This is a genomic window from Streptomyces sp. NPDC050508 (assembly GCF_040655155.1).
Lineage (GTDB): Bacteria > Actinomycetota > Actinomycetes > Streptomycetales > Streptomycetaceae > Streptomyces.
On sequence record NZ_JBFAJJ010000008.1, the window covers coordinates 366,895 to 389,334 of the forward strand.

Consider the following 22,440-nt stretch of genomic DNA (forward strand, 5'->3'; position numbering starts at 1 on the left):
GGGGTGCCCGATGTTCAGCGCGAACACAACCGCCGCCGAAGTGATCGACGGCGTCGACCTGCACGGCCGCCGGGCCGTGGTGACCGGGGCCAGTTCCGGGATCGGGGTGGAGACGGCCCGGGCGCTCGCCGCGGCGGGTGCCGATGTCACGCTGGCCGTGCGGGACACCGACGCGGGTGCCCGGGTCGCGGAGCGCCTGGAGAAGGAACTGCCGCCCGGATCGGGGCAGTTGACGGTCGGGCGGCTCGACCTGGCCGACCGGTCCACGATCGCGGCGTTCGTGGCGGCCTGGCAGGGCCCGTTGCACATCCTGGTCAACAACGCCGGAGTGATGGCGACGCCTGCACTCACCCGCACGCCTGAGGGCCGCGAATGGCAGTTCGGCGTCAACCACCTGGGCCACTTCGCCCTCACCACCGGCCTCCACCCGGCCCTCGCAGCGGCGGACGGCGCGCGGGTCGTGTCCGTGAGCTCCATCGGCCACCTCTTCTCCCCCGTCGTCTTCGACGACCTGGACTACCGCTTCCGCCCCTACGACCCCTGGACCTCGTACGGGCAGTCGAAGACCGCCAACGCCCTGTTCGCCGTCGGTGCCGCCGAGCGCTGGGCCGACGACGGCATCACCGCCAACGCGCTGATGCCGGGCAACATCGCGGACACGTCCCTGGCCCGCCACATGGACATGGACCAGGTGGCCGCGTTCATGGCCTCGGGCGAACTGGCCCTGCCGCCGCAGAAGTCGGTGGAGCAGGGCGCCGCGACCTCGGTGCTGCTGGCCGCCTCGCCGACCGTCGAGGGCGTCACCGGCCGCTACTTCGAGGACTGCGCCCCGTCCGAGCCGGTCACCGAGCGGGCCGGTGCCGTCGCCGGCGTCGCGCCGTACGCCCTGGACCGGGAGAACACGGCCCGGCTGTGGACCGTATCCGAAGATCTCGTCCACTAGCCCTCTACGCTGCGCGCATGACCTCGCGACAAGAGCAATGGGCCCGGGTGCGCCACCAGTTGTGGCGACCTCCGCGCCCCCACGGCGAGCAGCCGCGGGAGCGGGTGGTCGGGCCGCTGGAACTCTTCTACGACCTGGTCGTGGTCGTCCTGGTCGCGCAGGCCGCGCATCACCTGTCCGGCGAACTCGACTGGCGCGGACTGGGCCTGTTCGCGGCGGTGTTCGCGCTGGTGTGGATCGCCTGGCTCAACGGCAGCCTGCACCACGAACTGCACGGTCACGAGGACGCCCGCGGCCGGAGCATGTTCCTGCTGCAGATCCTCGTGCTCGTCCCGCTGGGCGCGTTCATTCCTGGGGCGGGCGACGCGCGCGGTGCCGCGTTCGCCGTGGACGCGGGCGTGCTGTTCGGGGTCCTGGCGCTGTTGTGGCTGCTCGCCTCGCGCAGTGACACGCCCGAATTCCGGCGCCCCAGCATGCTGTACGTGACGGGGACGGCGGGCTGCGCGGTCGTGCTGGCGGCGAGTTCCGCCCTGCCCGCGGACGCCCGCGTGCTGACGTGGGGTGTACTGGCCGTGGTCTACCTGGTGGGGTTCGTGGTCGTCATCGGGCGGGCCATCCCGGAGCGGGTGGTCGCGTTCAGCGTGACCGACGCGCTCACGGAACGGTTCGGGCTGTTCATCATCATCGTGCTCGGCGAGAACGTGACCGGGGTCGTCGACGGGCTGGCCCACGAGCCGACGAACGCGCTCACCCTCGCCGTCGGGCTCGTCGCCGTGGTCGTCGGGTTCGGCGCCTGGTGGACCTACTTCGACTTCGCGGGGCACCGGTTGCCGAAGCCCACGCGCGCGGGTGCCCTGCAATGGATGGTGGTCCATCTGCCGATCACGGCCGCGGTGGCGGCCATGGGCGCCGCGATGGTCGGCCTCGTCGAGCACGCCCACGACAGCCGGACCCCCGCGGCCACGGCCTGGGTGCTCTGCGGGGGCGCGGCCGTCGTGCTCTGCGCGACGATGGTGCTCGCGGCGTCCCTGCGCCATTGGAACGAGAACCTCGGGCTCTACCGGCCCCTGGCCCGCACGTGTGTCGCCATGGCCGTCCTGTGTGTGGCGGTCGGCGCCCTGCGCCCGGCCCCGCTCGTCCTCGGCCTGGCGCTCGTGCTGCTCTTCGGCATCCCCTGGGGAGTCGCCGTCGCCAACCGCGTGTCCCACTACGAGGAAGAGCCGGCCACGTGACCGCGCACCGGCGTCAGGGTGTCGAGGGGCGCGTCTCGGTCCAGTCGACCATCAGCCGGCGTTCGGCGAAGTACCAGTCGCCGTCCTGCTTGGCGAACTCGTCGAGGTAGCGGATGGAGGCGATCATCAGCGTGCGCTGCCCGGACTCGTCGACCCCGATGTGGTGCGCCAGGCAGTAGCTCTCGCCCGTCGCCCGGTCGCCGTCCAGGGAGACGGTGCTCTGCCCGTTGAAGTGTGTGGTGGCCCGGTAGGTGTTGAGGTTGTCGAACACCGGGGCCAGGGACTCGCGCCCGTGCAGGGTCTGCGTCGGCTCGGCGGCCGTGGCGTCCATGAACACCAGGAAGCGCGTGTCCTCGGTGAACAGGCTCATCTGGCCCTTGGCGTCCCGCCGGTCCGCGCAGTGCGCGTACGCGTCGACCAGCTCGCGGATGGCCAGCCGGTCGGCGGCTTCCCGGGGTGAGATCTCGCTGTGCGAGGCCATGACTTTCCCTTTCGCCGCACTATTTTACATGTGTATAAAATCACTCCTCATGGCAGAGTGCAACGTGGACCCGAGGAGGGCGGAGCGCTGAACCAGCGGATCGATCCACGCATCACCCGCACGACCCGTGCCTTCGAGGAGGCCATCGTCGACCTGGCCGGCCGACGGCCCGTCTCGCAGATCACCGTCGGCGAACTGGCCGACCGCGCCGGGGTCACCCGTGCCACGTTCTACAACCGCTACAGCTCCCCCCTGGACCTGCTCATCCAGGTGCTCTACGACGACCTGGAGCGCGGCCACCGCCGGGAGGCCGAGCACCGTGCGCGGGGCGGGTACTCGGCCCACGAACTGCTGCGTATGTCCACGGCGGAGGTGGCCGACCACGTCGAGCGGTATCTGCCGATATACCGGCACGCCCTCGACGACCCCGCGGACAGTGGTGTCTACGACGCGCTCGTGCGCCACTTCAGCGACTACGCCCTCACCTTCATGGCCGAGGGCGACCACCCGGGGCTGCCCGAGGCCAACCGGCGGATGATCGCGCAGTTCATGGCACACGGTTTCGCGGGTGCCATCAGGGCATGGCTGAAGGACGCGTCCGTCACGAAGGACGACATGGTCGACGCGGCCGTCGCCTGCGCACCCGCCTGGTGGGCGGCCGACGGCCGATGACGTACGGCCTGCTCGGCTAGACGTCCGTCATCGACGGCATCTCTCCCTGCGTCGCGGTCATGTCGATCACCGAGAACGAGGCGCCCTGCGGGTCGCTCAGGGCCGCGAACCGTCCGAAGGGGCTGTCCATGGGCCCGAAGCGTAGGATGCCGCCGAGCTTGGTGGCCGTGGCCACGGCGTCGTCGCAGTTGTCGACGGCGAAGTACACGTTGACGTACGACGGCACCTGGGGCGGGAACTCGTCGCCCATCTTCATCCGGCCCAGGACCGGGTTCTCGCCGAGCTTGAAGACGCGGAAGTCGACGTTGTTGTCGTCCACCTGCTGTGCCGAGTACGGGAAGACCGCCGGGAGGAACCCGTCCGCCTTCGCGGGCTCACGGGTGAAGAACTCGGCCCAGGCGTAGGCGCCGGGCACGCCCGTGGCCTCGAAGCCCTCGTGGACGCCGCCCTGCCAGACGCCGAAGACGGCGCCGCTGGGCTCACTGGCCAGGCACATCGTCCCGAAGTCGCCGACCTTCATCGGCTCCATCAGCACCTGGCCGCCGTTCTCCCGGATCTTCGCCGCGGTGGCCGCCGCGTCCGGTGACGCGAGGTACAGGCACCACTGCGACTGCCCCTCCTGGCCGGGCATCGGCGGCACGATGGCCGCCACGGCCTTGTCGTCGACGAAGGCCTGGGTGTAGTTGCCGTACTCCGACGACGCGTCGCCGAAGGTCCAGCCGAGGACCTCGCCGTAGAAGCGCTTGGCTCCTTCGACGTCGCTGAACATCGCGTCGGCCCAACAGGGGGTTCCCTCAGGTTGTACGGCCATGGCTGCGGCCCTCTCCGGTAGGTCGGGTTGTCCGATTTCTCACGCTAGTCACCTGAAGTGCGAGGCGCGCGCCGAACGCCGGGGTCCGTTCCACACTGGACGTATGGCGGATGCGACAACGATGCGCGCGTGGGCGGTGGGCGAGCCGGGACCGGTCGAGGAGGGCTCCCTGCGGTGGGTGGAGAAGCCGGTCCCGGTGCCGGGTGACGACGAACTGCTGGTGCACGTGCGCGCCTGCGGGGTGTGCCGTACCGATCTGCATGTCACCGAGGGGGATCTGCCGGTGCGCCGCCCGGGGGTGACGCCGGGGCACGAGGTCGTCGGGGTGGTGGCGGGGCTCGGGGCCGGGGTGAGCGGGTTCGCGGTCGGTGACCGGGTGGGCGTCGCCTGGCTGCGTCGTACGGACGGCACCTGCGTGTACTGCCTGCGCGGGGCCGAGAATCTGTGCCCGCGGTCCGAGTACACGGGCTGGGACGCCGACGGCGGTTACGCGGAGTACACGACCGTACCGGCCGCGTTCGCCCACCGGCTGCCCGCCGGCCTCGACGACGTGGCCCTGGCACCGCTGCTGTGCGCCGGCATCATCGGCTACCGTGCGCTGCGCCGGGCGGCGCTCCCGCCGGGCGGACGGCTAGGTCTCTACGGCTTCGGGGGCAGCGCCCATCTGTGCGCCCAAGTGGCGCTCGCCGAGGGGGCCACCGTGCATGTGCTGACCCGGGGCCGGGCGGCGCAGCGGCTCGCGCTCGACCTGGGGGCGGCTTCGGCGCGTGACGCGTACGAGGCGCCGCCGGAGCCGTTGGACAGCGCGATCCTGTTCGCGCCCGTCGGTGATCTCGTGCCGGTGGCGCTGCGGGCGCTCGACCGGGGCGGGGTCCTCGCGGTCGCGGGCATCCACCTCAGCGACACACCGCCCCTGAACTACGAGCACGAGCTGTTCTACGAGAAGGAGTTGCGCAGCGTCGCCTCCAACACCCGTGCGGACGCGAGGGAGTTCCTGGATCTCGCCGCCCGGTATGACGTGCGCGCGACCACCCACACGTATCCGCTGTCGCGGGCCGCGCAGGCGCTGACGGATCTGAAGGCCGGCCGCTTCGACGGGGCCGCGGTGCTGGTGAACGACCTCAACGGGTAGGCGGCGCGCGGGGGTTCGCGCAGGTGAGGCGGTTCCACGCCCTGTGCGCCGGGGTGCGGGAACGCTCTCTTCCTCTCCCCGCCTCGATCGGCGGGTTTACACCACCGGGGCGTGAAGCCGCCCCTTTCGCGCGGTTACCGGTCCTGGGCAGGACTGTTTGGCTTGTACACCGACGACGCGCTCACCCCTGTTCACCTCCCGGGAGGGAATGTGTCCACTCCGGAAAGCGCCCACGGACCCGCCACCGACGAACCCGACCCCGCGACCCCCGGCAACGGTCAACTACCCACCAGTCTCAGCACCCTGGCGGCACGTCAGCTCGCCACGACCACCAAGTCCGAACCGCAGATGCAGGCCATCACCTCGCGATGGCTGCTGAAGATGCTGCCCTGGGTGGACGTGCGGGGCGGTGCCTACCGGGTCAACCGGCGGCTCCAGCTCAGCATCGGCCGCGGCCGGGTGCGGTTCGAGCAGAACGGCGCCGACGACATCAAGGTCATCCCCGAGACCCTCACCGAACTGCCCGTGCTGCGCGGGTACTCCGACACGGAGGTCCTGAAGGAGGTCGCGGGCCGGTTCCGGGTCCGGGAGGTGCGGGCCGGACAGATCCTCTTCGAGGCCGGACAGCCCGTCACCGAGGCCTACTTGGTCGCCCACGGCCGCTTCACCCGCTACACCGCCGGCAAGTACGGCGAGGAGGAGGTCCTCGGGGTCGTCACCGACGGCGACCAGATGGGGGACGAGGCGATCGGCCAGTCCGACCCGCTGTGGCTGAGTTCCGTGCGCGCCGAGACCGCGGGCGTCCTCCTCGTGCTGCCCTGGGACGTCGTGGTCGAACTCACCGCCCGTGTACCGTCGTTGGCCGCCCATCTGGAGGCGTACGCCGAGCGGCAGCGGCTGCCGATGAACCGCAGGGGCGAGGCCGATGTCCCGGTGCAGGCCGGTCATGTGGGCGAGCCGACGCTGCCCGGCGGCTTCGTCGACTACGAACTCGCCCCGCGCGAGTACGAGTTGTCCCTCACCCAGACCGTGCTGCGGGTGCACACCAGGGTCGCCGACCTCTACAACGACCCGATGGACCAGACCCAGCAGCAACTGCGGCTCACCATCGAGGAGATCCGCGAGCGCCAGGAGTGGGAGCTGGTCAACAACCGGGACTTCGGGCTGCTGCACAGCGTCGACTACACCCAGCGCATCAGCACCTTCACCGGACCGCCGACCCCGGACGACCTCGACGAACTGCTCGCCATGCGCCGCAAGACCCGGCTCTTCCTGGCCCATCCGAAGGCGATCGCGGCCTTCTTCCGGCAGTGCAACCGGCGGGGTCTTGTGCCCGGCACGGTGAACGTCGAGGGGCACGAGATCCCCGCCTGGCGCGGTGTCCCGTTCTTCCCGTGCGGCAAGATTCCGATCACCCCGCAGCACACCAGCAGCATCATCGCGCTGCGTACCGGTGAGGCCGACCAGGGTGTCATCGGACTGTTCCAGACCGGCATCCCCGAGGAGTTCCAGCCCGGTCTGAACGTGCGCTTCATGGGCATCGACTCCGCCGCGATCATCCGCTACCTCGTCACCGCGTACTACTCGATGGCCATCCTGGTCCCCGACGCGGCGGGAATCCTGGAGAACGTCCAGATCGGCCGGACCGCCGAATGACGGCGTGGAGCACTCCATGACCACATCCCTATCGCTGCCCGGCCCGCCGAACCTGGCGAGCACCGTGCGGGCCCGCCGCACCGGGGCGATCCCCGGGCTCAAGTACCGACCGGCCGCACCCGCCGACCCGGAGAAGGCCGCGGAGATCGACCGCAGACTGGAGGCCTGGGCCCGCGGGCACGAACTGTTCCCCGCCGCGTGGGACGGGGACTTCGCCGGGTTCCAGTTCGGCCGGGCCATCGTGCTCCAGCACCCGGCGGCGCCGGACCTGGAACGGCTCACCGCCGCCGGCAAGTTGCTGCTCGCCGAGAACATCGTCGACAACTGCTACTGCGAGGAGGACGAGGACAGAGGCGGCTCGCACCGCGGGCTGGGCGGCCCGCTGGTCATGGCCCAGTCGGCTCTCGACCCGCTGCACAGCACCCCCGAGCTGGAGGCTGAGTGGCGGCACGGTGTGCAGGCCGACGGGCCGTTGCGCTCGTACCACTTCGCGCTGAAGGACTACGCCCTCGTCGCCACCCCCAGCCAGACCGACCGGCTCGTGCACGACCTCGCCCGACTGCACCTGGGCTACCTGGGCGAGGCCGCCTGGATGGAGATCCGGTACGTACCGCGTGTCTGGGAGTACCTGGTGATGCGGCAGTTCAACAACTTCCGGCCCTGTCTGGCGGTCGTCGACGCCGTCGACGGCTACGAACTGCCCGAGCAGGTCTACGCCCGGCCCGAGATCCAGCGGATCACGGCCCTCGCCGGCAACGCCACCACGGTCGTCAACGACCTCTACTCCTTCACCAAGGAGCTGGCCGACCCCGACCACCTCAACCTTCCGCAGGTCGTCGCCGCCAACGAGCGGTGCGGGCTGAAGGCCGCCTATCTGAGGTCCGTCGAGATCCACAACCGGATCATGGACGCCTTCGAGGAGGAGTCCGCGGTGCTGTCCGCCGCCTCGCCCCTCGTCGAGCGCTACACCCAGGGCCTTGCTGCCTGGGTGGCCGGCAATCACGAGTGGCACGCGACCAACACCCACCGCTACCACCTGCCCAACTACTGGTAACAGACCGGCCCCTGACGTCCTGTCAGACGTACCACGCTAGGAGTCACCGTTGACCACCGCCGACGCCGGCACCACAGCAGCACCGGTGCCGACCCAGTCCACGTACCAGAACCGTGTCGCGGACTACTGGAACGCCGAAGAGAACCCGGTCAACCTCGACCTCGGACAGCTCGACGACCTGTACCACCACCACTACGGAATAGGCGGGGCCGACGAGTCCGTGCTGGAGGAGCCCGACCCCGTCCGGCGCCGGGAGCGGCTCACCGCCGAACTGCACCGCCTGGAACACGCGCAGGCCGACCTCCTCGCCTCCCACCTGGGCCGACTCTCCCCCGCCGACCGGGTCTTCGACGCAGGCTGCGGGCGCGGCGGCGGCAGCGTGGTGGCGCATCTGCGCTACGGCTGCCGGGCCGACGGAGTCACGATCTCCGCGAAGCAGGCCGAGTTCGCCAACGCGCAGGCGCGCAAGCGGGGCATCGACGGCGAGGTGCGCTACCACCACCGCAACATGCTCGACACCGGCTTCCCGACAGGTGAGTTCGCCGCGTCGTGGAACAACGAGTCCACGATGTATGTGGAGTTGGACCTGCTGTTCGCCGAGCACGCCCGGCTGCTGCGCCGCGGCGGACGCTATGTGGTGATCACCGGCTGCTACAACGACACCTACGGCCGGGCCTCGCGCGAGGTGTCCCTCATCAACGCCCACTACATCTGCGACATCCACCCCAGGTCGGAGTACTTCCGGGCGATGGCCCGCAACCGGCTGGTGCCCGTCCACGTCCGGGACCTCACCGAGGACACGATCCCCTACTGGGCGCTGCGCCGACAGGCCGACCATCTGGTCACCGGGATCGAGGACACCTTCCTGACCGCCTATCGCAATGGCAGTTTCCAGTATCTGCTGATCGCGGCCGACCGGGTCTGAGTCTCAGCGCCCGGCGATCCTGGAGGCCGCCTCCGGGAGGCCGGGTACCGGATCGAGTACGTCCAGCGTGCCGTGCGCCCGCAACAGGCGCACGGTGCGCGGGGCGCACACCACGGCGAACCCCGCCTCGCCCTCCCGCACCCGGCGGCGGAATCGCAGCACCAGGTTGAGCCCGGTGGAGTCGATGAACGTGGTGCGGCGCAGATCGACGACGTAGGCGGGCGCACGCAACGCCACCACCGAGTCCAGCCACTCGCGCAGCGGGGTGGCGGTCGCGAGGTCGAGGTCGCCGTGCAGGTCGACGACCAGCAGGCCGTCCCGTGCGCCCAGCAGGGCGTGTTCGCCGGGCGCGGGCCAGGCCGAGGTGGGCACCGGCTCCAGGCTTTTGTCGTGCGACAGGCCGTTCTCGGACAACAGGCTGTTCTCGTGCAAGGTGTTCCGTCCCCGTTCCGTGCCTTCCGCGCGCGGGCGCGCGATCCGGCGCGGGTTCGTACGGCGGCTTCGACATCCCCGCACCGCACGAGCCCGCGCCGGAACTCCCCCCGAGCGGCTCCCCCTTGAACCGTGGGTGCTTACTGTTCTACCTTCGCCACATGGTCGGGGCATCAACGCCCGCTCATCAGCGACACAACGAGCGGGCAGCAGTTGGGCCAGGTGATCCGGAATGCGTCCGCACCTCGCCCTGATCGAGGACGAACCCGATTTCGCACTGATGTGCCGTTCCTATCTGGAACGCGAGGGATTCACCGTCACCTGGGCCATGGACGCCCGCGCCGGAAAGTCCGTCCTCTACGAGAGCCGCGTCGATCTCGCCGTACTCGATCTGGGCCTGCCGGACGGCAGTGGCCTCGAACTCCTGCGGGCACTGAGGTCCACCAGCCGCCTCCCGGTCATCGTGGTCACCGGGCGCGGCGCGGAGGCCGACCGGGTGGCGGGACTGGAGATCGGCGCCGACGACTACCTCGTCAAGCCGTTCTCGCAACGGGAGTTGGTGGCCCGCATCCGGGCCGTGCTGCGCAGGTCGCAGCCGCCGGAGGTCCCTGCGGTGTTGCAGGTCGGCTCGTTGCGGATCGACACGGCGGCCCGCCAGGCGTCCGCCGACGGCGTCTTCCTGACGCTACGGCCGAAGGAGTACGCCCTGTTGGAGATGCTCGGCGAGGCGCCCGGCCGGGTGTTCTCCACCGAGCAGGTGCTGGAACGGATCTGGGGCGCCTCCTGGCAACAGCCCGCGACCGTGATCGAGCACGTGTACCGCCTGCGCGGCAAGCTCGCGGCACTCCCCACGCCCGCGCCCCGGATCACCACGGTCCGCGGCTACGGCTACCGTCTCGACCCCTGAGAGCCGTCATGCCGCCCCTCGCCACCCCGGACTTCCGGCTGCTCTTCGACTCCTCGCTGTCCCCACTGCTGGTGCTCAGCCCCGACTTCACGATCGTCGAGGTCAACCGCGCGTACCTCGCCGCCACTCGTACGGAACGCGCGATCGTCGGGCAGCGGATCTTCGACGTGTTCCCCGACAACCCGGACGATCCGTCGGCCGACGGGGTCGCCAATCTGCGCCGCTCGCTGGAGTCCGTGGTGGCGACGGGCCGCAAGGACACGATGGCGTTGCAGCGCTACGACATCCCCGGCGGCGAGGCCGGCACCTTCGACGAGCGGTACTGGAGTCCCGTCAACTCCCCCGTCCTGGACGCCGACGGACGGGTCACGCACATCATCCACCGGGTGGAGGACGTCACGGACTTCGTCCATCTGCGCCGGGTCGGCCGGGAGCAGGAACGGGCCGTCGCCGAGGCCCAGATGCGGGCGGAGGGCATGGAGATCGACCTGTTCGTCCGGGCCAGGGAGATCCACGAGGTCAACGAGCAGCTGAGCCGCGCCAACGCCGAACTCGACGCTGCAGGGCGGCAGTTGAGAGAGGAGCAGCGGGCCAAGGACCAGTTCATCGCCACGCTCTCGCACGAGCTGCGCAACCCGCTCGCCGCCGCCACGGCGGCCGTGGAACTGCTCGCACTGGACCTGCCGATCGGTGGCCATCCGGCACTGTCCGTCCTGGAACGGCAGTTGGGCACGCTCGTGCGGATGAGCAACGATCTGCTGGACGGGACACGGGCGTTGACCGGGCGCCTTGCGCTGGTGCCGGAGCGGGTCGACGTGCGGTCCGTGGTCGAGGGCGCGTGCGCGGACATCCGGAGCCTGTTCGGACATGAGGACCGAACGCTCCAAGTCACCTTGCCGCACACGCCCGTTGTGGTCGACGGGGACCGGCTGCGGCTGGCGCAGGTGTTGACGAACCTGCTGTCCAACGCGCTCAAGTACACCCCGCCCGGCGGGCGTACGGAGGTGCGGCTCGCGGTCGAGGAGGGGCAGGTCCGGCTCACCGTGCGGGACGACGGCACAGGGTTCGAACCCGCCCAGGCCGAGGACCTGTTCGGGGTGTTCATGCGGGCGGCACCGGCGGGCCCCAACACGCCCGAGGGGCTCGGTCTGGGGCTCGCGGTCGCGCGGACGGTGGTCGAACTGCACGGCGGCCGGATCAGCGCGTGGAGCGAGGGGCCCGGCAAGGGAGCGGTGTTCACCGTGCTGCTGCCGACGGCCGACGAGGCGGCGCCGGAACCGGTACGGCCGTCCGCGCCACCCCGGGCACGGCGTCGACTGGCCATCCTGATCGTGGAGGACAACACCGACCTGGCCGCGACCTACCACACCCTGCTGGAGCGGCAGGGCCACCGCGTCACCGCCGTCCACACCGGCGCCGACGCGCTCACCGCGACCGAGTCCGACGTCTTCGACGTGGTGCTGTGCGATCTGGGTCTGCCCGACACCGACGGCTACACGGTGGCCCGTACGGTGCGTGCCCGTCCACACGGCGACCGGCCGCGCCTGATCGCGGTGTCCGGTTTCGGTCAGGGCACCGACCGCTCGCTGTCCCGGGCGGCCGGTTTCGACGCCCATCTGGCCAAGCCGCTCCCACTGACCGATCTGCTGGACCTGCTGGCGCGTCTGGAGTAGTCGGGTGTCTTCCCCCTGCTGCCCGGCTGTGCTTGCCTGGGGAGCCGTTTTCCGGTGCCCGGGGCGGGAGTTGCCGTATGCGGAAACCGTGGATCGTGAGCGTACTGCTGGCCGGAGTGCTGCTCGGCGCGTGCACGGACCCGGCGTCCGGGCCTCAAGCCGCCCCGCCCACCCCCTCCGTGCCGGGCGCGTCGGCCACCACCACGCGACAGCGGGCGCCCGTCTCGCCGAGTGCCCCGGTGAAGTCGGCGCCCCGTGTGCTGTATCTCGGGGACTCCCTCGCCATGGAGAGCCAGAACGTGCTCGGCCAGGAGCTTCGCGGCACGTTGGACGCGACGTATACGAGCGCCCCGTACTCGGGGACCACGCTGTGCGACTACCTGGAGGGCACCAAGGTGAACTCGCTGGTCCCGGACGGGGACAAGGCGGCCGCCCTCGTGCGCTCGCTGCACCCGGACTTCGTGGTGCTGCAGTTCTGGGGCAACGCCTGGGCCTACACCCCCTGCATGGACGGGATCACCTACACCGCCGACCGGACGACGTACTTCCAGCGGTACAGGGCCGACCTCAGCAAGCTCACCGCGCAGATCGCGACCGCCGGAGGCGCCCAACGGCCCACGATCGTCTGGGTGTTGCAGGGGCCCGACCCGATCACCCCCGAGCGGGTCGAGGCCGTGAACGCGCTCTACAAGAGGGAAGCCAAGTCCACGGGTGACATCGTCGCCGACGCCGGCCGGACCGTGAGCCCCGCCGGAGCCCGCTACACCTGGACCCAGTACCTGCCCTGCACCGCCTACGAACGCGCCCACCCCGACTACTGCACCCAGCCGGGCAACGGCCGCACGGCCCTGCACCTCGACAAGGACTACCTGCACTTCTGCCTGGCGCCGACGACATCGACGCCCAGGCCGTGCCCGGTCCGCTCCCCCGGGATCCTGCGGATCGCCCGGGAGATCACTCGGGTGATCGGCGACCTAGCTCCGTCTCGATGAGCCGCTTGAGGTGTCGGCGGGCGTCCTCGGTGCTCAACGGGGGTGCCTGGCGCAGCCGTTGGAGGGCGAGGCCGTCGGCGAGGGCGGCGAAGCGGACCGTGAAGCCGTCGAGGTCGTCGGAGCCGAACTCGCCGTCGGCGACGCCCCGTTGGGCCAACGCACGGATCTGCTGGTGCCAGGTCTCGTAGCGCCGGGCCTGCCCGCCGCTGAAGGCCTCGTCCGTGCCCTGCTCGCCCGCGTTCCAGTAGTCGAACCACATCCGCCAGTGCCGGTCGGTGTCCTCGGTGAACAGCGCGTCGACGAGCAGCCGCAGCGCCTCGGCACCGCTCGTCGCCTGCTCGGCGGCCTCGCTCAACTCGGCGTAGTAGCGCTCGATATGCAGGACCATGGCCTCGGAGAGGATCTCCTGCACACTGCCGAAGTGGTACGTGACGGTGCCGACGGAGACTCCGGCAGCCGCCGCCACGTCCCGGACGCCGACCGAGGCGTAGCCGCGTTCCGCTATCAGCGGGACGGCCGCCTCGACGATGAGCCGGCGGCGCACCTCGGTGGGCTGCCGGGTGCGGTCGGCGGCGGCGACGGCGCGACGCGGGGACTTGGCGGCCGGCTGAGGCTGCTTGGCGGCCGTCATCCCGACGTCCTCGGGGTGGTGCGGTGCCATGCGCGCTTGGCCACTGTCTCTCCGTTCGCCCGTGCTTCGACACGACTGTCCATGACGAAGTCCGCGGCCGTGGCGCGCAGCTCCGTCCGCGCCATGATCTCAGCGTCGTAGTCGTCCCCGCGCCGCAACCGGATGCGCCACTCCGACACCGCGTTCGCGGACAGCGGGTCGTCGCCGCGGATGCGGTAGGTCTCCCGCGCGCTCTCCTCGTAGCGCAGCCCGTCCGGATACGTCCGCGATCCCCCGTAGTTGGGGTCGACCTCCAGAGTCCATTCGCCCTTGGCGACGTCGTGCGTGACGAGTCGCTCGGGGGTCGGCTCGGCGGGCCGGTCGTAGGTCACGGCGAGCGGGGTGGCCTGCTCGGGCTCCTCGAAACCGATCGTCGGCTCGGCCCCGGTTTCCCGGACGGGCAGCAGTACGGCGCTGTCGGCCGGTACGACGCGCAGCTCTCCGCGCTCGCCGTGCGGCCAGACCCACGGCCAGTAGGTGTCGGAGACGGCGAGCCGGATGCGGTGGCCGGGCGGGACGGCGTAGCCGATGCCGGTCAGCTCGAACTCGACGTCCTCGTACGTGCCCGGTGTCCATTCGACGGCCCGGTCACGGCCGTGCCTGCTCAGCAGGTTGAGCACGCCTCGGGTGACGAGCGTGGACGAGCCGTCCGGCGCCACGTCGCACAGGCGGGCGATGACATGGGCGCGCGGGGTGCTGCTGTCGAGGCGGAGCCGGACGCGCGGTCGGCCGAGGATCTCGACGCGTGCGGTGAGCGGCTCGGAGTCGAAGCAGACCGAACGGCCGTCCTCCTCGCGCTGGTCCGGCGGCAGGTCGCTCGCGTTGCCGAAGGGGAAGAAGCGTCCGGCGTCGAGGCCGGTGTGCTGCGGGGAGCGTACGACGATCGGGGCGGCGGTCGTACCCAGCGGGCGCTCGCTCCAACCGACCTTCGGGGAGGGCCAGTTGGCGTCCCCCACCCAACGTCCCGGCAGCACGTCGTACGACGTCGCCGGCGGGACCGGGTCGGTGATCCAGGCCCGCAGCAGCGGCTCCCCCATGACTCCGGTGTCGATGCCCTTGAGGTGCTGGTCCCACCAGCGCAGCGTCTCCTGGAGGAAGCCGATCGCCGGGCCGGGCGGCAGACCACGGTCGGGGTACTGGTGCGACCAAGGACCGACGATCCCCCGGACGCGGTCGCCGGGCAGGTGCTCGACGAGCCTCAACACCGTGTCCCGGTACGGGTCGTTCCAGCCGCCGACCGCGAGGACGGCCGCGTCGATCGCGGTGTAGTCCTCGCAGACGCTGCCGTGCTTCCAGTAGTCGTCGCGCTGTTGGTGTGCGAGCCAGGTGTGCAGGAAGGGGTCGAGGGCGTCGAGGCGCTCGCGCCACATCGGCACCCAGCGGTCCGCGCCGACGTTCGCAGGGTCCGGCGGCCGGGAGGCGAAGGCGAGCATGGTGCCGGCCCAGGCGAGCATGTCGATGCCGAGGACGGCTCCGCCCATGTAGTGGACGTCGTTGTCGTAGCGGTCGTCGGTGGAGCAGACGGTGACGATCGCCTTGAGCGGCTCGGGTGCGAGAGCCGCGATCTGGAGGGAGTTGAAGCCGCCCCAGGAGATGCCGAACATCCCGACCTTGCCCGTGCACCAGGCCTGCGCCGCAAGCCAGTTGACGACGTCGACGCCGTCCGCGAGTTCCTGCGCGTCGTACTCGTCGCCGGGCAGGCCCTCGCTGTCGCCGTGGCCCCGGATGTCGACGCGGACGGAGGCGTAGCCGTGTCCGGCGTACCAGGGGTGGCGTTGGGCGTCGCGCGGTGCGGTCCAGTCGCTCTTGCGGTACGGGAGGTATTCGAGCAGCGCGGGCACGGGGTCCGACTCGGCGTCAGCGGGCCGCCAGATGCGGGCGTGCAGCCGGGTCCTTCCGTCCCGGGTGGGGATCCAGACGTCCTCCCGGACGACCCGGCGCTCGAACTGCTCGCGGTACTTCACAAAGCTCCTTCCGCCACAGGGGCGTTGAGGGGTCGCCAGCGTCGGACGCGGTGGCCGTCGTCGGCGTGGCCGGTCCAGATGTCGTCCCCGTCCGCCGCGTCGGCCCAGTCGGCGGTGTCGTCGACGTAGGGCTGTGCGTCGGGGTCGGGTTCGAGGGCGGCGGCCATGAGTTGCCGGGTGTAGGGGTGTTGGGGGTCGGCGAAGACGGCTTCCGTCGGGCCCTCTTCGACGACGACGCCGTGGCGCAGGACGACGACCCGGTCGGCGATGCCCCGTACGACGGCCAGGTCGTGGCTGATGAACAGGCAGGCCAGGTCGCGTTCGCGGCGCAGGTCGTCGAGGAGCCGGAGTACGTCGGCCTGGACGGACACGTCCAGGGCGGTGGTGATCTCGTCGGCGATCAGCACGTCCGGCTCGCCTGCCAACGCCCTTGCGATGCCTATGCGTTGGCGCTGGCCGCCGGAGAGTTGTGCGGGCAGGCGGTCGGCGAGGGCCGGGTCGAGGCGTACGTCGGCGATGAGCTGGCGGGCCCGCTCGGTCGCCTCCGTGCGGTCCGGCACCGTGCCGAAGAAGCGCAGGGGGTGGCGGACCGCGTCGCCCACGGAGCGGCGGGGGTTGAGCGAGGTGTCGGCGTTCTGGAAGACGAGCTGTACCCGGCGGCGCAGGGACAGCGGTCGTTGCTGTGCGGGGCGGGCCAGGTCGCCGTCCGCGTGGTTCATCGTGCCGCCGGACGGGGTGCGCAGTCCGGCCAGGCTCCACGCGAGGGTGGTCTTGCCGCTGCCGGACTCGCCGACGAGGGCGAGGACTTCGCCGCGCCGGACGTCGAAGGAGACACCGTGCACGGCTCGGGTGCTGCCGTAGTCGATGGTGATGTCCTGTGCGGAGACGGCGACGGGGGCGTCGGCGGGGACTTCCGCCCGGGGCCTGACCTCCCGCTCCCCCGTCTCGCCGACGACGGCGAGCCCGGTGTCGTCGAGGCGCGGCACGCTCGCCAACAGGCGCTTGGTGTACGGGTCCTGGGGCTGGGCGAACAGCTGCCTGGTGGGCGCCGATTCCACCACGCGGCCGGACCGCAGGACGGTCACCTCGTCGGCCATGTGGGCGACGACTCCGAGGTCGTGGCTCACCAGGACCGCGGCGAGGCCGAGTTCGTCGCGCAGGGCGGCGATCAGGTCGAGGACGCTGCGCTGGGTGACGACGTCCAGGCCGGTCGTCGGCTCGTCGAGGACCAGGACCTTGGGGCGGGCCGCGATGGCCATGGCGATGGCGACGCGTTGTTGCTGGCCGCCGGAGAGTTCGTGCGGATAGCGGCGGGCCAACTCCGCCGGGCGCGGGAGCCGGACCTGTTCGAGGAGGTCGACGACGGGCACGTCACCGCCCGCCTCGGCGATCTGCCGTCCGATGCGCATGGAGGGGGTGAGGGCGTGGCCGGCGTTCTGGCCGACCATGGCGACCGTTCCGCCGCGCAGTCGTCGCAACGCCCGTGCGGGCAGGGCGAAGACGTCGGCGCCGGACACCTGGACCGAGCCTCCGGTGATCCGCGATCCGTGTCGCAGGTGACCGAGGAGGGTCGCGGCGATGGTCGACTTGCCGCTGCCGGACTCGCCGACGAGGGCGTGGGTCTGTCCCTCGGCGACGTCGAGCGACACCTCGTGCACGACGGGGACGTCCTGGCCGCCCGAACGGTAGGCCACGGACAGGGAGTTGACGGTAACGATCGAGGCCATCAGGAGCCCTCCCTGATCCGGTCGACGCCCCACGCCTTGGACAGGCCGTCGGCCGCGAGGTTGAGCCCGACCACGAGGGTGGCCAGGGCGATGATGGGGGCGAGGCTGGCCATCGGGACGACGGTGATGGCGGTGCGGTTCTCGGCAACCATCAGGCCCCAGTCCGGAGTTGGCGGGTCGGCGCCGAAGCCGAGGAAGGACAGCGAGGAGATCAGCAGCACGACCCAGGAGGCCCGCATCGCGAACTCCACGCACACCACGTCCGTGATGTTCGGGAGGATCTCCCGGCGCAGGATCGACCAGGTGCTCTCACCGCGGGCGCGGGCCGCGGTCACGTAGTCGGCGGGGACGACCGCGAGGGCGGCGCCGCGTACGACGCGGACGACCTGCGGGACGTAGACGATCGCGACGGCGAGGACGATGACCGCGGGGCCGGTGCCGAGGGCGGTCACGACGACGAGCAGGGCCAGGACCGCGGGTATGGACAGGATCGCGTCCAGCACTCGTCCCAGTACGTCGTCGAACCAGCCGCCGCGCAGTGCCGCCGCGCAGCCGATGACCGTGCCGAGGGCGACGGTCAGCAGGGTGGCGGTGACGGAGACGCCGAGCGCGTACCGGCCGCCGTAGAGGACGCGGGCGAGGACGTCCCGGCCGTACTGGTCGGTTCCGGCCCAGTGACTCCAACTCGGGCCGAGGAGGGCGTGGTTGGCGTCGTTGGCGATGGGGTCGTAGGAGGTGAGGAGGGGGGCGAGCAGGGCGATCAGGACGTGTACGGCGACGATCGCGAGGCCGACGAGTGCGGTGCGGGAGCTGCTCAGGGTGCGCCAGGCGCGGACGGTGCGGGCGCCTCGTACGGTCGTCGGCGGGACGGTGTCGAGCGTGGTCATCGGGTCCTCCCTCGGGTGCGGAGCCTCGGGTTGAGGGCCATGGTGGCGAGGTCGGCCGCGAGGTTGCAGACGACGTAGACGACCGCGCTGATCAGGGCGATGGCCTGGATGGTGGGCAGGTCGCGGTTCTGCACCGAGGAGAGCATCAGCTTGCCGATGCCCGGGTAGTTGAAGACGTTCTCGACCACCGCGACCCCGCCGACCAGCCAGGCGACGTTGAGCGCAATGACGTGCAGGGTGGGCAACAGGGCGCTCGGCAGGGCGTGTCGGGTGACAACCCGCCAGGTGGACAGGCCCTTGAGGCGGGCCGTCGTGACGTACTCGGTGGCCATCACGTCGATCACCGAGGTGCGGGCCATGCGGACGATGTACGCGGCCATCACCACGGCGAGCGCGAGTGCGGGAAGCCATACGGCGGGCAGGAGTTGACCGACAGTGGCGTCGGGGCCGTAGAGGACGACCGCGGGGAACCACGGGAGGGCGACCGAGAAGCACAGGACGAGCACGGTGGCCACGACGAACTCGGGGACGCTCATGCCGACCAGGCTGACGGTGGAGATGACGTGGTCGGGCCAGCGGTCGCGGTAGAGGCCCGCGAGGATGCCCAGGACGATCGATCCGGTGACCGCGAAGAGGACCGTGACGACGGCGATCAGCGCGGAGTTGCCGAGGTACATGGACACTTCGCCGCCGACGGCCTTGCCGGAGACGAGGGAGGTACCGAAGTCGCCGTGCAGGGCGCCCCGGACCCAGTCCCAGTACCGCTCCCAGGCCGGCCGGTCGAGCTTCAGTTTCTCGCGCAGGGCCGCCACGGCGTCCGGGGTCGCGTCCTTGCCGAGGATCTGGGTGGCGACGTCTCCGGGCAGGGCCTGGACGGCGAGGAAGACGAGGACGGAGGAGAGGAAGAGGGTGCCAACTGCGGCCGCGATACGGCGGGTTATGAAGGAGAGCATGGTCAGGCTCCCTTCAGGCCGATGTTGAGGTAGTCGAACTCGAAGCCGTGCTCGGCGTATCCGCGCACCTTGCGGGAGATGCCGACGAGCCGGTCGGCGAACATCGGGGTCATCGCCCCGCCTCTCTCGATCACCAACGTCTGCGCCTCGCCGTAGAGTTCGCGGCGTTTGGTGTCGTCGATCTCGGCGCGGGCCTTGTCGAGCACCGCGTCGAATTGCTTGTCGGACCAGGCGGTCTCGTTGTACGAGGAGCCGCTGCGGAAGATCTGGGTGAAGAGCTGGTCGACGGGCCGGCCCGTGAACCAGTAGGTGGCCATCAGCGGCTTCTTCATCCAGATCTGTGTGTAGTAGGAGTCCGCGGAGGCGGTCTTGACCTTGATCCGGATGCCGGCCCGCTTCGCCGAGTCCTGGTAGGCGAGCGCCATCGGCGTGAACAGCGGGTCGTAGGAGGAGGTGTAGAGGTCCATGGCAAGGCCCTCGTGGCCCGCCTGCTTCAGCAGGTACTTGGCCTTCTCCGGGTCGTGCTTCGGGTGCGCGGAGATGTAGGCCGGGTCGCTCGGCGGCACCGGATTGTCCCAGCCCGGCGTGCCCGCGCCCTGGAGGGCGACCTTCACGACGTGCTCGGGGTCGTAGGCGAGCTTCATCGCCTGGCGGACGCGGACGTCGGTGAAGGGCTTGTCGGTGGTGAGCATCGGGAGCACGTACCACTGGGCGTTCTTCACACGGGCGATGGTCGCGCGGTCCGAGGCGGCGACCACGCGGGCGGTCGCGAAGTCGAGGTTGGTCTGCGAGAGCAGGTCAACCTGTCCTGCCAGCAGGGCATTTGAGCGGGCCGACATGTCGGCGACCGAGTAGAACGCGATCGCGTCGAGGACGGGGCGGCCCGCGAAGTGGTCCTTGTACGCGGTGACGCGGCCGGGGCCCGCCGGTGCGAACGACTCCAGCTTGAAGGGGCCGGTGCCGATGCCGGTGCGGCCGATGGACTTCGCGCTGCCGTCGGGGATGACGTAGCAGTTGTAGTGCGTCAGCAGGCTCGGGAACTCGGCGTTCGGGCTCTTCAGCGGGACGACGAGGGTGTGGGCGTCGGGCGTGCCCAGCTTCGCCGGGTCGATCAGGGGGGCGAGGACCGCGGCCTGCGGGGACGCCGTCGCCTTGTCGAGGATGTGGCGCAGTGTGTAGGCGGCGTCGGCGGAGGTGAAGGCGCGGCCGTTGTGGAAGGCGACGCCCTTGCGGAGCCGGAAGGTCCAGGTGCGGGCCTTGGCGTCGGTCTCCCAGGACTCGGCGAGGTCGGGGGCGAGCTCGCCGTTCGCGGCGACACGGACAAGCCGGTTGTAGAGGGCGCCCAGGTACTCGTACGCGGACAGCGAGCTCGCCGGGTCGAGGGTCTCGGCGTCGGAGGCGGGCGGCCGGGCGATGCGCAGGGTGCCGCCGCGGTCGGGGGCGCCCTTCTGGGCAGCGGCCGGCAGGACGGGGGCGGCCTCCGCCCCACTGCAGCCGGTCAGCAGCCAGGACCCGCCGAGCGCGGCGGCCGAGGCGGCGCCAGCGGCGAGCACCGACCGGCGGCCCGGGTGGTGGATGTCGGACATGTACCGACCGTCCTTGTCGCTATTCGTTCAGCTATTCGTTCAGCGGAACGATTGAGTGAAGTGCGTGAACGATAACGAGGGGATGGTTTCCCGCCAACCCTTTGGGCCCGGAAATTAACGTCCGAAACGCACTGGTTACGCGGAGGCGTCGCGCAGGGGTTGCCGGTACGGCCCGTGCGGTCGCTCAGCCGGTGATCTCGCGGGCCCAGGGCAGCAGCGCCCGCTCCGCGAGGACGACGACGTAGAAGAGCAGCACGCTCATCGCGCTGAGCAGGGCCATCGCGGCGAAGGCGAGGGGGGTGTCGGCGTTGCCGCCGGAGGCCACGATGACGTAGCCGAGGCCCTGGTCGCCGCCCGCGAACTCGCCGACGACCGCGCCCACGACGGCCAGGGTCACGCCGAGGCGCAGGCCGGTGAAGACCTGGGGCAGGGCCCAGGGGATGCGGAGTTTGCGGTAGGTCTGCCAGCGGGACGCGGTGAGCGAGTGGGCCAGTTCGGTCAGTTCCAGGGGGACGGAGGTCAGTCCTGCCATCGTCGACACGACCACGGGGAACCAGGCGAGCAGGGCCACCATGAACACCTTCGGGGCGGTCCCGAAGCCGAGCCAGACCACGAGGAGCGGTGCCACCGCGATCTTGGGTACGGCGTTCACGGCGACCAGGAGCGGCATGACCGCGCGTTCCACGCCGCGGGACGCGGTGAGCAGCACGGCGGTCGCCAGTCCCGCGCCCACGGCCAGGCCGAAGCCGACGGCCGTCTCGGTGAACGTCTGCCAGGTCTGCCGGAGCAGATAACCGGGCAGCCGCTCGAAGGCGTCGACGACATCGGGCGGCGCAGGCAGCAGGAATGGCCGGATGTCGAAGGCGACGGTCACCAGCCACCACCCGGCGAGGGCGCACACGGCCGCCAGGACCGGCGGTCCCGCCGACAGGAGGCGTCTCACGCCGGGAGCCTGCGGCCGATGGTCGAGTAGGTGAAGTGGTCACGGACCATCAGCCGGGGATCGGCGACCAGTCTGCCCAGCTCGTCCAGCTGCGCCTGCGTCATGCCTGCCGCCAGGAAGTCCTCCCGTGCCTGGGCGATGTTCGCGCCGATCAGCAGCGCGCCCGCGGTGCCACCCCGCCAGGACCGCGCATGGATGACGGTGTCGACGTCGGTCAGGCCCGCCTCCAGCATGGCGGCGGGTACCCGCCCGGCCCAGGTGGGGTCGTTGCCGTGGGCGGGCAGGACGCGTTCGACGAGCAACTCGTGGTAGAGGTCGACCAGTTCGGCGGCCTGCGGGGTGGGGGCCGCCAGCACGAGCCTGCGGAAGACGGACGCGAAGTCCTCCACCACGAGGGCGCCGCCGGGCGCGAGCGCGGCGGCGAGCCCGCGGAGAACGGCCTCCCGTCCGGGCAGGTGCGCCAGCACCAGCCGGGCGTGGATCACGTCCCAGGGCCCGTCGGGCACCGGTTCCTGCTCCAGATCGTGTACCAGCACGTCGTACGGCGGACTCGGCGGCAGATGCCGGGTGTTGACGTCGGTGGCCAGCACCCGTCCCGCGGGTCCCGCCGCGAGGGCGAGCCAGTCGGCGATGCTGCCGCCCCCGGCGCCGGTCTCCAGACAGCGCCGGCCGGTCAGGTCGCCGAGGGACGACAACCGCGAGATCGTGAACTCGTCGAGGATCGCCGGGAGTTGGCCGTGCCGCGCGGCGGCCTCCGGGTCGTCGTTGTCGAAGGCGTACGAGAGCGGTGTCTCCACGGC

21 protein-coding genes are annotated in these 22,440 nt (G+C 71.0%); 10 read left to right on the top strand and 11 right to left on the bottom strand.

What is annotated here, in order from left to right:
* The first annotated feature begins 10 nt into the window (after positions 1-10).
* Positions 11-943: an SDR family NAD(P)-dependent oxidoreductase gene (locus AB0I69_RS24775; RefSeq protein WP_363097849.1), complete on the top strand. Its 933-nt coding sequence runs from the start codon at positions 11-13 to the stop codon at positions 941-943.
* A 17-nt stretch (positions 944-960) separates the two neighbouring features.
* Positions 961-2,175: a low temperature requirement protein A gene (locus AB0I69_RS24780; protein ID WP_363097850.1), complete on the top strand. Its 1,215-nt coding sequence runs from the start codon at positions 961-963 to the stop codon at positions 2,173-2,175.
* Positions 2,176-2,188: 13 nt separating this feature from the next.
* On the opposite strand, the gene AB0I69_RS24785 is transcribed toward AB0I69_RS24780, so the two are convergent.
* The gene (locus tag AB0I69_RS24785) at positions 2,189-2,656 is read right to left on the bottom strand and encodes a nuclear transport factor 2 family protein (RefSeq protein ID WP_363097851.1); all 468 of its coding nucleotides are present in this window, start codon (positions 2,654-2,656) and stop codon (positions 2,189-2,191) included.
* Between the two features lie 57 nt (positions 2,657-2,713).
* Between AB0I69_RS24785 and AB0I69_RS24790 the strand changes: the two genes are divergently transcribed.
* Positions 2,714-3,328, top strand: a complete 615-nt coding sequence (locus tag AB0I69_RS24790; RefSeq protein WP_363097852.1) for a TetR/AcrR family transcriptional regulator — start codon at positions 2,714-2,716, stop codon at positions 3,326-3,328.
* A 16-nt stretch (positions 3,329-3,344) separates the two neighbouring features.
* Here the strand turns inward: AB0I69_RS24790 and AB0I69_RS24795 are convergent, their stop codons facing one another.
* Positions 3,345-4,139: a VOC family protein gene (locus AB0I69_RS24795; protein WP_363097853.1), complete on the bottom strand. Its 795-nt coding sequence runs from the start codon at positions 4,137-4,139 to the stop codon at positions 3,345-3,347.
* Between the two features lie 121 nt (positions 4,140-4,260).
* On the opposite strand from AB0I69_RS24795, the gene AB0I69_RS24800 reads away from it, so the two are divergent.
* The 4 genes from AB0I69_RS24800 (at position 4,261) to AB0I69_RS24815 (ending at position 8,906) form a co-directional block, all read left to right on the top strand.
* Positions 4,261-5,271 (top strand): zinc-binding alcohol dehydrogenase family protein, encoded by a 1,011-nt coding sequence (locus AB0I69_RS24800; RefSeq protein WP_363097926.1) that lies wholly within the window; start codon positions 4,261-4,263, stop codon positions 5,269-5,271.
* Positions 5,272-5,481: 210 nt separating this feature from the next.
* Positions 5,482-6,927, top strand: coding sequence for a family 2B encapsulin nanocompartment shell protein (locus AB0I69_RS24805; protein WP_363097854.1), 1,446 nt, complete (start codon positions 5,482-5,484; stop codon positions 6,925-6,927).
* A gap of 16 nt (positions 6,928-6,943) precedes the next feature.
* Positions 6,944-7,981: a family 2 encapsulin nanocompartment cargo protein terpene cyclase gene (locus tag AB0I69_RS24810; protein ID WP_363097855.1), complete on the top strand. Its 1,038-nt coding sequence runs from the start codon at positions 6,944-6,946 to the stop codon at positions 7,979-7,981.
* A gap of 49 nt (positions 7,982-8,030) precedes the next feature.
* Positions 8,031-8,906 carry a geranyl diphosphate 2-C-methyltransferase gene (locus AB0I69_RS24815; RefSeq protein ID WP_363097856.1) on the top strand — a complete coding sequence of 292 codons (876 nt, stop codon included), beginning with the start codon at positions 8,031-8,033 and terminating at the stop codon, positions 8,904-8,906.
* A gap of 3 nt (positions 8,907-8,909) precedes the next feature.
* Here the strand turns inward: AB0I69_RS24815 and AB0I69_RS24820 are convergent, their stop codons facing one another.
* On the bottom strand, positions 8,910-9,338 hold the full coding sequence (locus AB0I69_RS24820) for an STAS domain-containing protein (RefSeq protein ID WP_363097857.1): 429 nt from the start codon (positions 9,336-9,338) through the stop codon (positions 8,910-8,912).
* Between the two features lie 232 nt (positions 9,339-9,570).
* Between AB0I69_RS24820 and AB0I69_RS24825 the strand changes: the two genes are divergently transcribed.
* The 3 genes from AB0I69_RS24825 to AB0I69_RS24835 all read left to right on the top strand — a co-directional run bounded on the left by AB0I69_RS24825 (position 9,571) and on the right by AB0I69_RS24835 (position 12,910).
* Positions 9,571-10,245 (top strand): response regulator transcription factor, encoded by a 675-nt coding sequence (locus AB0I69_RS24825; protein WP_363097858.1) that lies wholly within the window; start codon positions 9,571-9,573, stop codon positions 10,243-10,245.
* Between the two features lie 8 nt (positions 10,246-10,253).
* Positions 10,254-11,918 carry an ATP-binding protein gene (locus tag AB0I69_RS24830; RefSeq protein WP_363097859.1) on the top strand — a complete coding sequence of 555 codons (1,665 nt, stop codon included), beginning with the start codon at positions 10,254-10,256 and terminating at the stop codon, positions 11,916-11,918.
* Positions 11,919-11,995: 77 nt separating this feature from the next.
* The gene (locus tag AB0I69_RS24835; RefSeq protein ID WP_363097860.1) at positions 11,996-12,910 is read left to right on the top strand and encodes an SGNH/GDSL hydrolase family protein; all 915 of its coding nucleotides are present in this window, start codon (positions 11,996-11,998) and stop codon (positions 12,908-12,910) included.
* Here the strand turns inward: AB0I69_RS24835 and AB0I69_RS24840 are convergent.
* From AB0I69_RS24840 to AB0I69_RS24875, 8 genes are all read right to left on the bottom strand, one after another.
* Positions 12,873-13,571, bottom strand: a complete 699-nt coding sequence (locus AB0I69_RS24840) for a TetR family transcriptional regulator C-terminal domain-containing protein (protein ID WP_363097861.1) — start codon at positions 13,569-13,571, stop codon at positions 12,873-12,875. The genes AB0I69_RS24835 and AB0I69_RS24840 overlap by 38 nt on opposite strands.
* Entirely contained in the window at positions 13,538-15,544 is a 2,007-nt protein-coding gene (locus AB0I69_RS24845; RefSeq protein ID WP_363097862.1) for a CocE/NonD family hydrolase, read from the bottom strand. Before AB0I69_RS24845 ends, AB0I69_RS24840 begins: the two co-directional genes overlap by 34 nt.
* On the bottom strand, positions 15,541-17,271 hold the full coding sequence (locus tag AB0I69_RS24850; protein ID WP_363097863.1) for an ABC transporter ATP-binding protein: 1,731 nt from the start codon (positions 17,269-17,271) through the stop codon (positions 15,541-15,543). The genes AB0I69_RS24845 and AB0I69_RS24850 overlap by 4 nt, the downstream gene beginning before the upstream one ends.
* Complete coding sequence (locus AB0I69_RS24855) at positions 17,271-18,158, bottom strand: ABC transporter permease (RefSeq protein ID WP_363097864.1); 888 nt, start codon at positions 18,156-18,158, stop codon at positions 17,271-17,273. The genes AB0I69_RS24850 and AB0I69_RS24855 overlap by 1 nt, the downstream gene beginning before the upstream one ends.
* Positions 18,155-19,111, bottom strand: coding sequence for an ABC transporter permease (locus AB0I69_RS24860; RefSeq protein WP_363097865.1), 957 nt, complete (start codon positions 19,109-19,111; stop codon positions 18,155-18,157). Before AB0I69_RS24860 ends, AB0I69_RS24855 begins: the two co-directional genes overlap by 4 nt.
* A 2-nt stretch (positions 19,112-19,113) precedes the next feature.
* On the bottom strand, positions 19,114-20,697 hold the full coding sequence (locus tag AB0I69_RS24865) for an ABC transporter substrate-binding protein (RefSeq protein WP_363097866.1): 1,584 nt from the start codon (positions 20,695-20,697) through the stop codon (positions 19,114-19,116).
* 184 nt (positions 20,698-20,881) lie between these two features.
* Positions 20,882-21,640, bottom strand: a complete 759-nt coding sequence (locus tag AB0I69_RS24870; RefSeq protein ID WP_363097867.1) for an ABC transporter permease — start codon at positions 21,638-21,640, stop codon at positions 20,882-20,884.
* Positions 21,637-22,437, bottom strand: a complete 801-nt coding sequence (locus AB0I69_RS24875) for a class I SAM-dependent methyltransferase (RefSeq protein ID WP_363097868.1) — start codon at positions 22,435-22,437, stop codon at positions 21,637-21,639. The genes AB0I69_RS24870 and AB0I69_RS24875 overlap by 4 nt, the downstream gene beginning before the upstream one ends.
* Between the last annotated feature and the right edge of the window lie 3 nt (positions 22,438-22,440).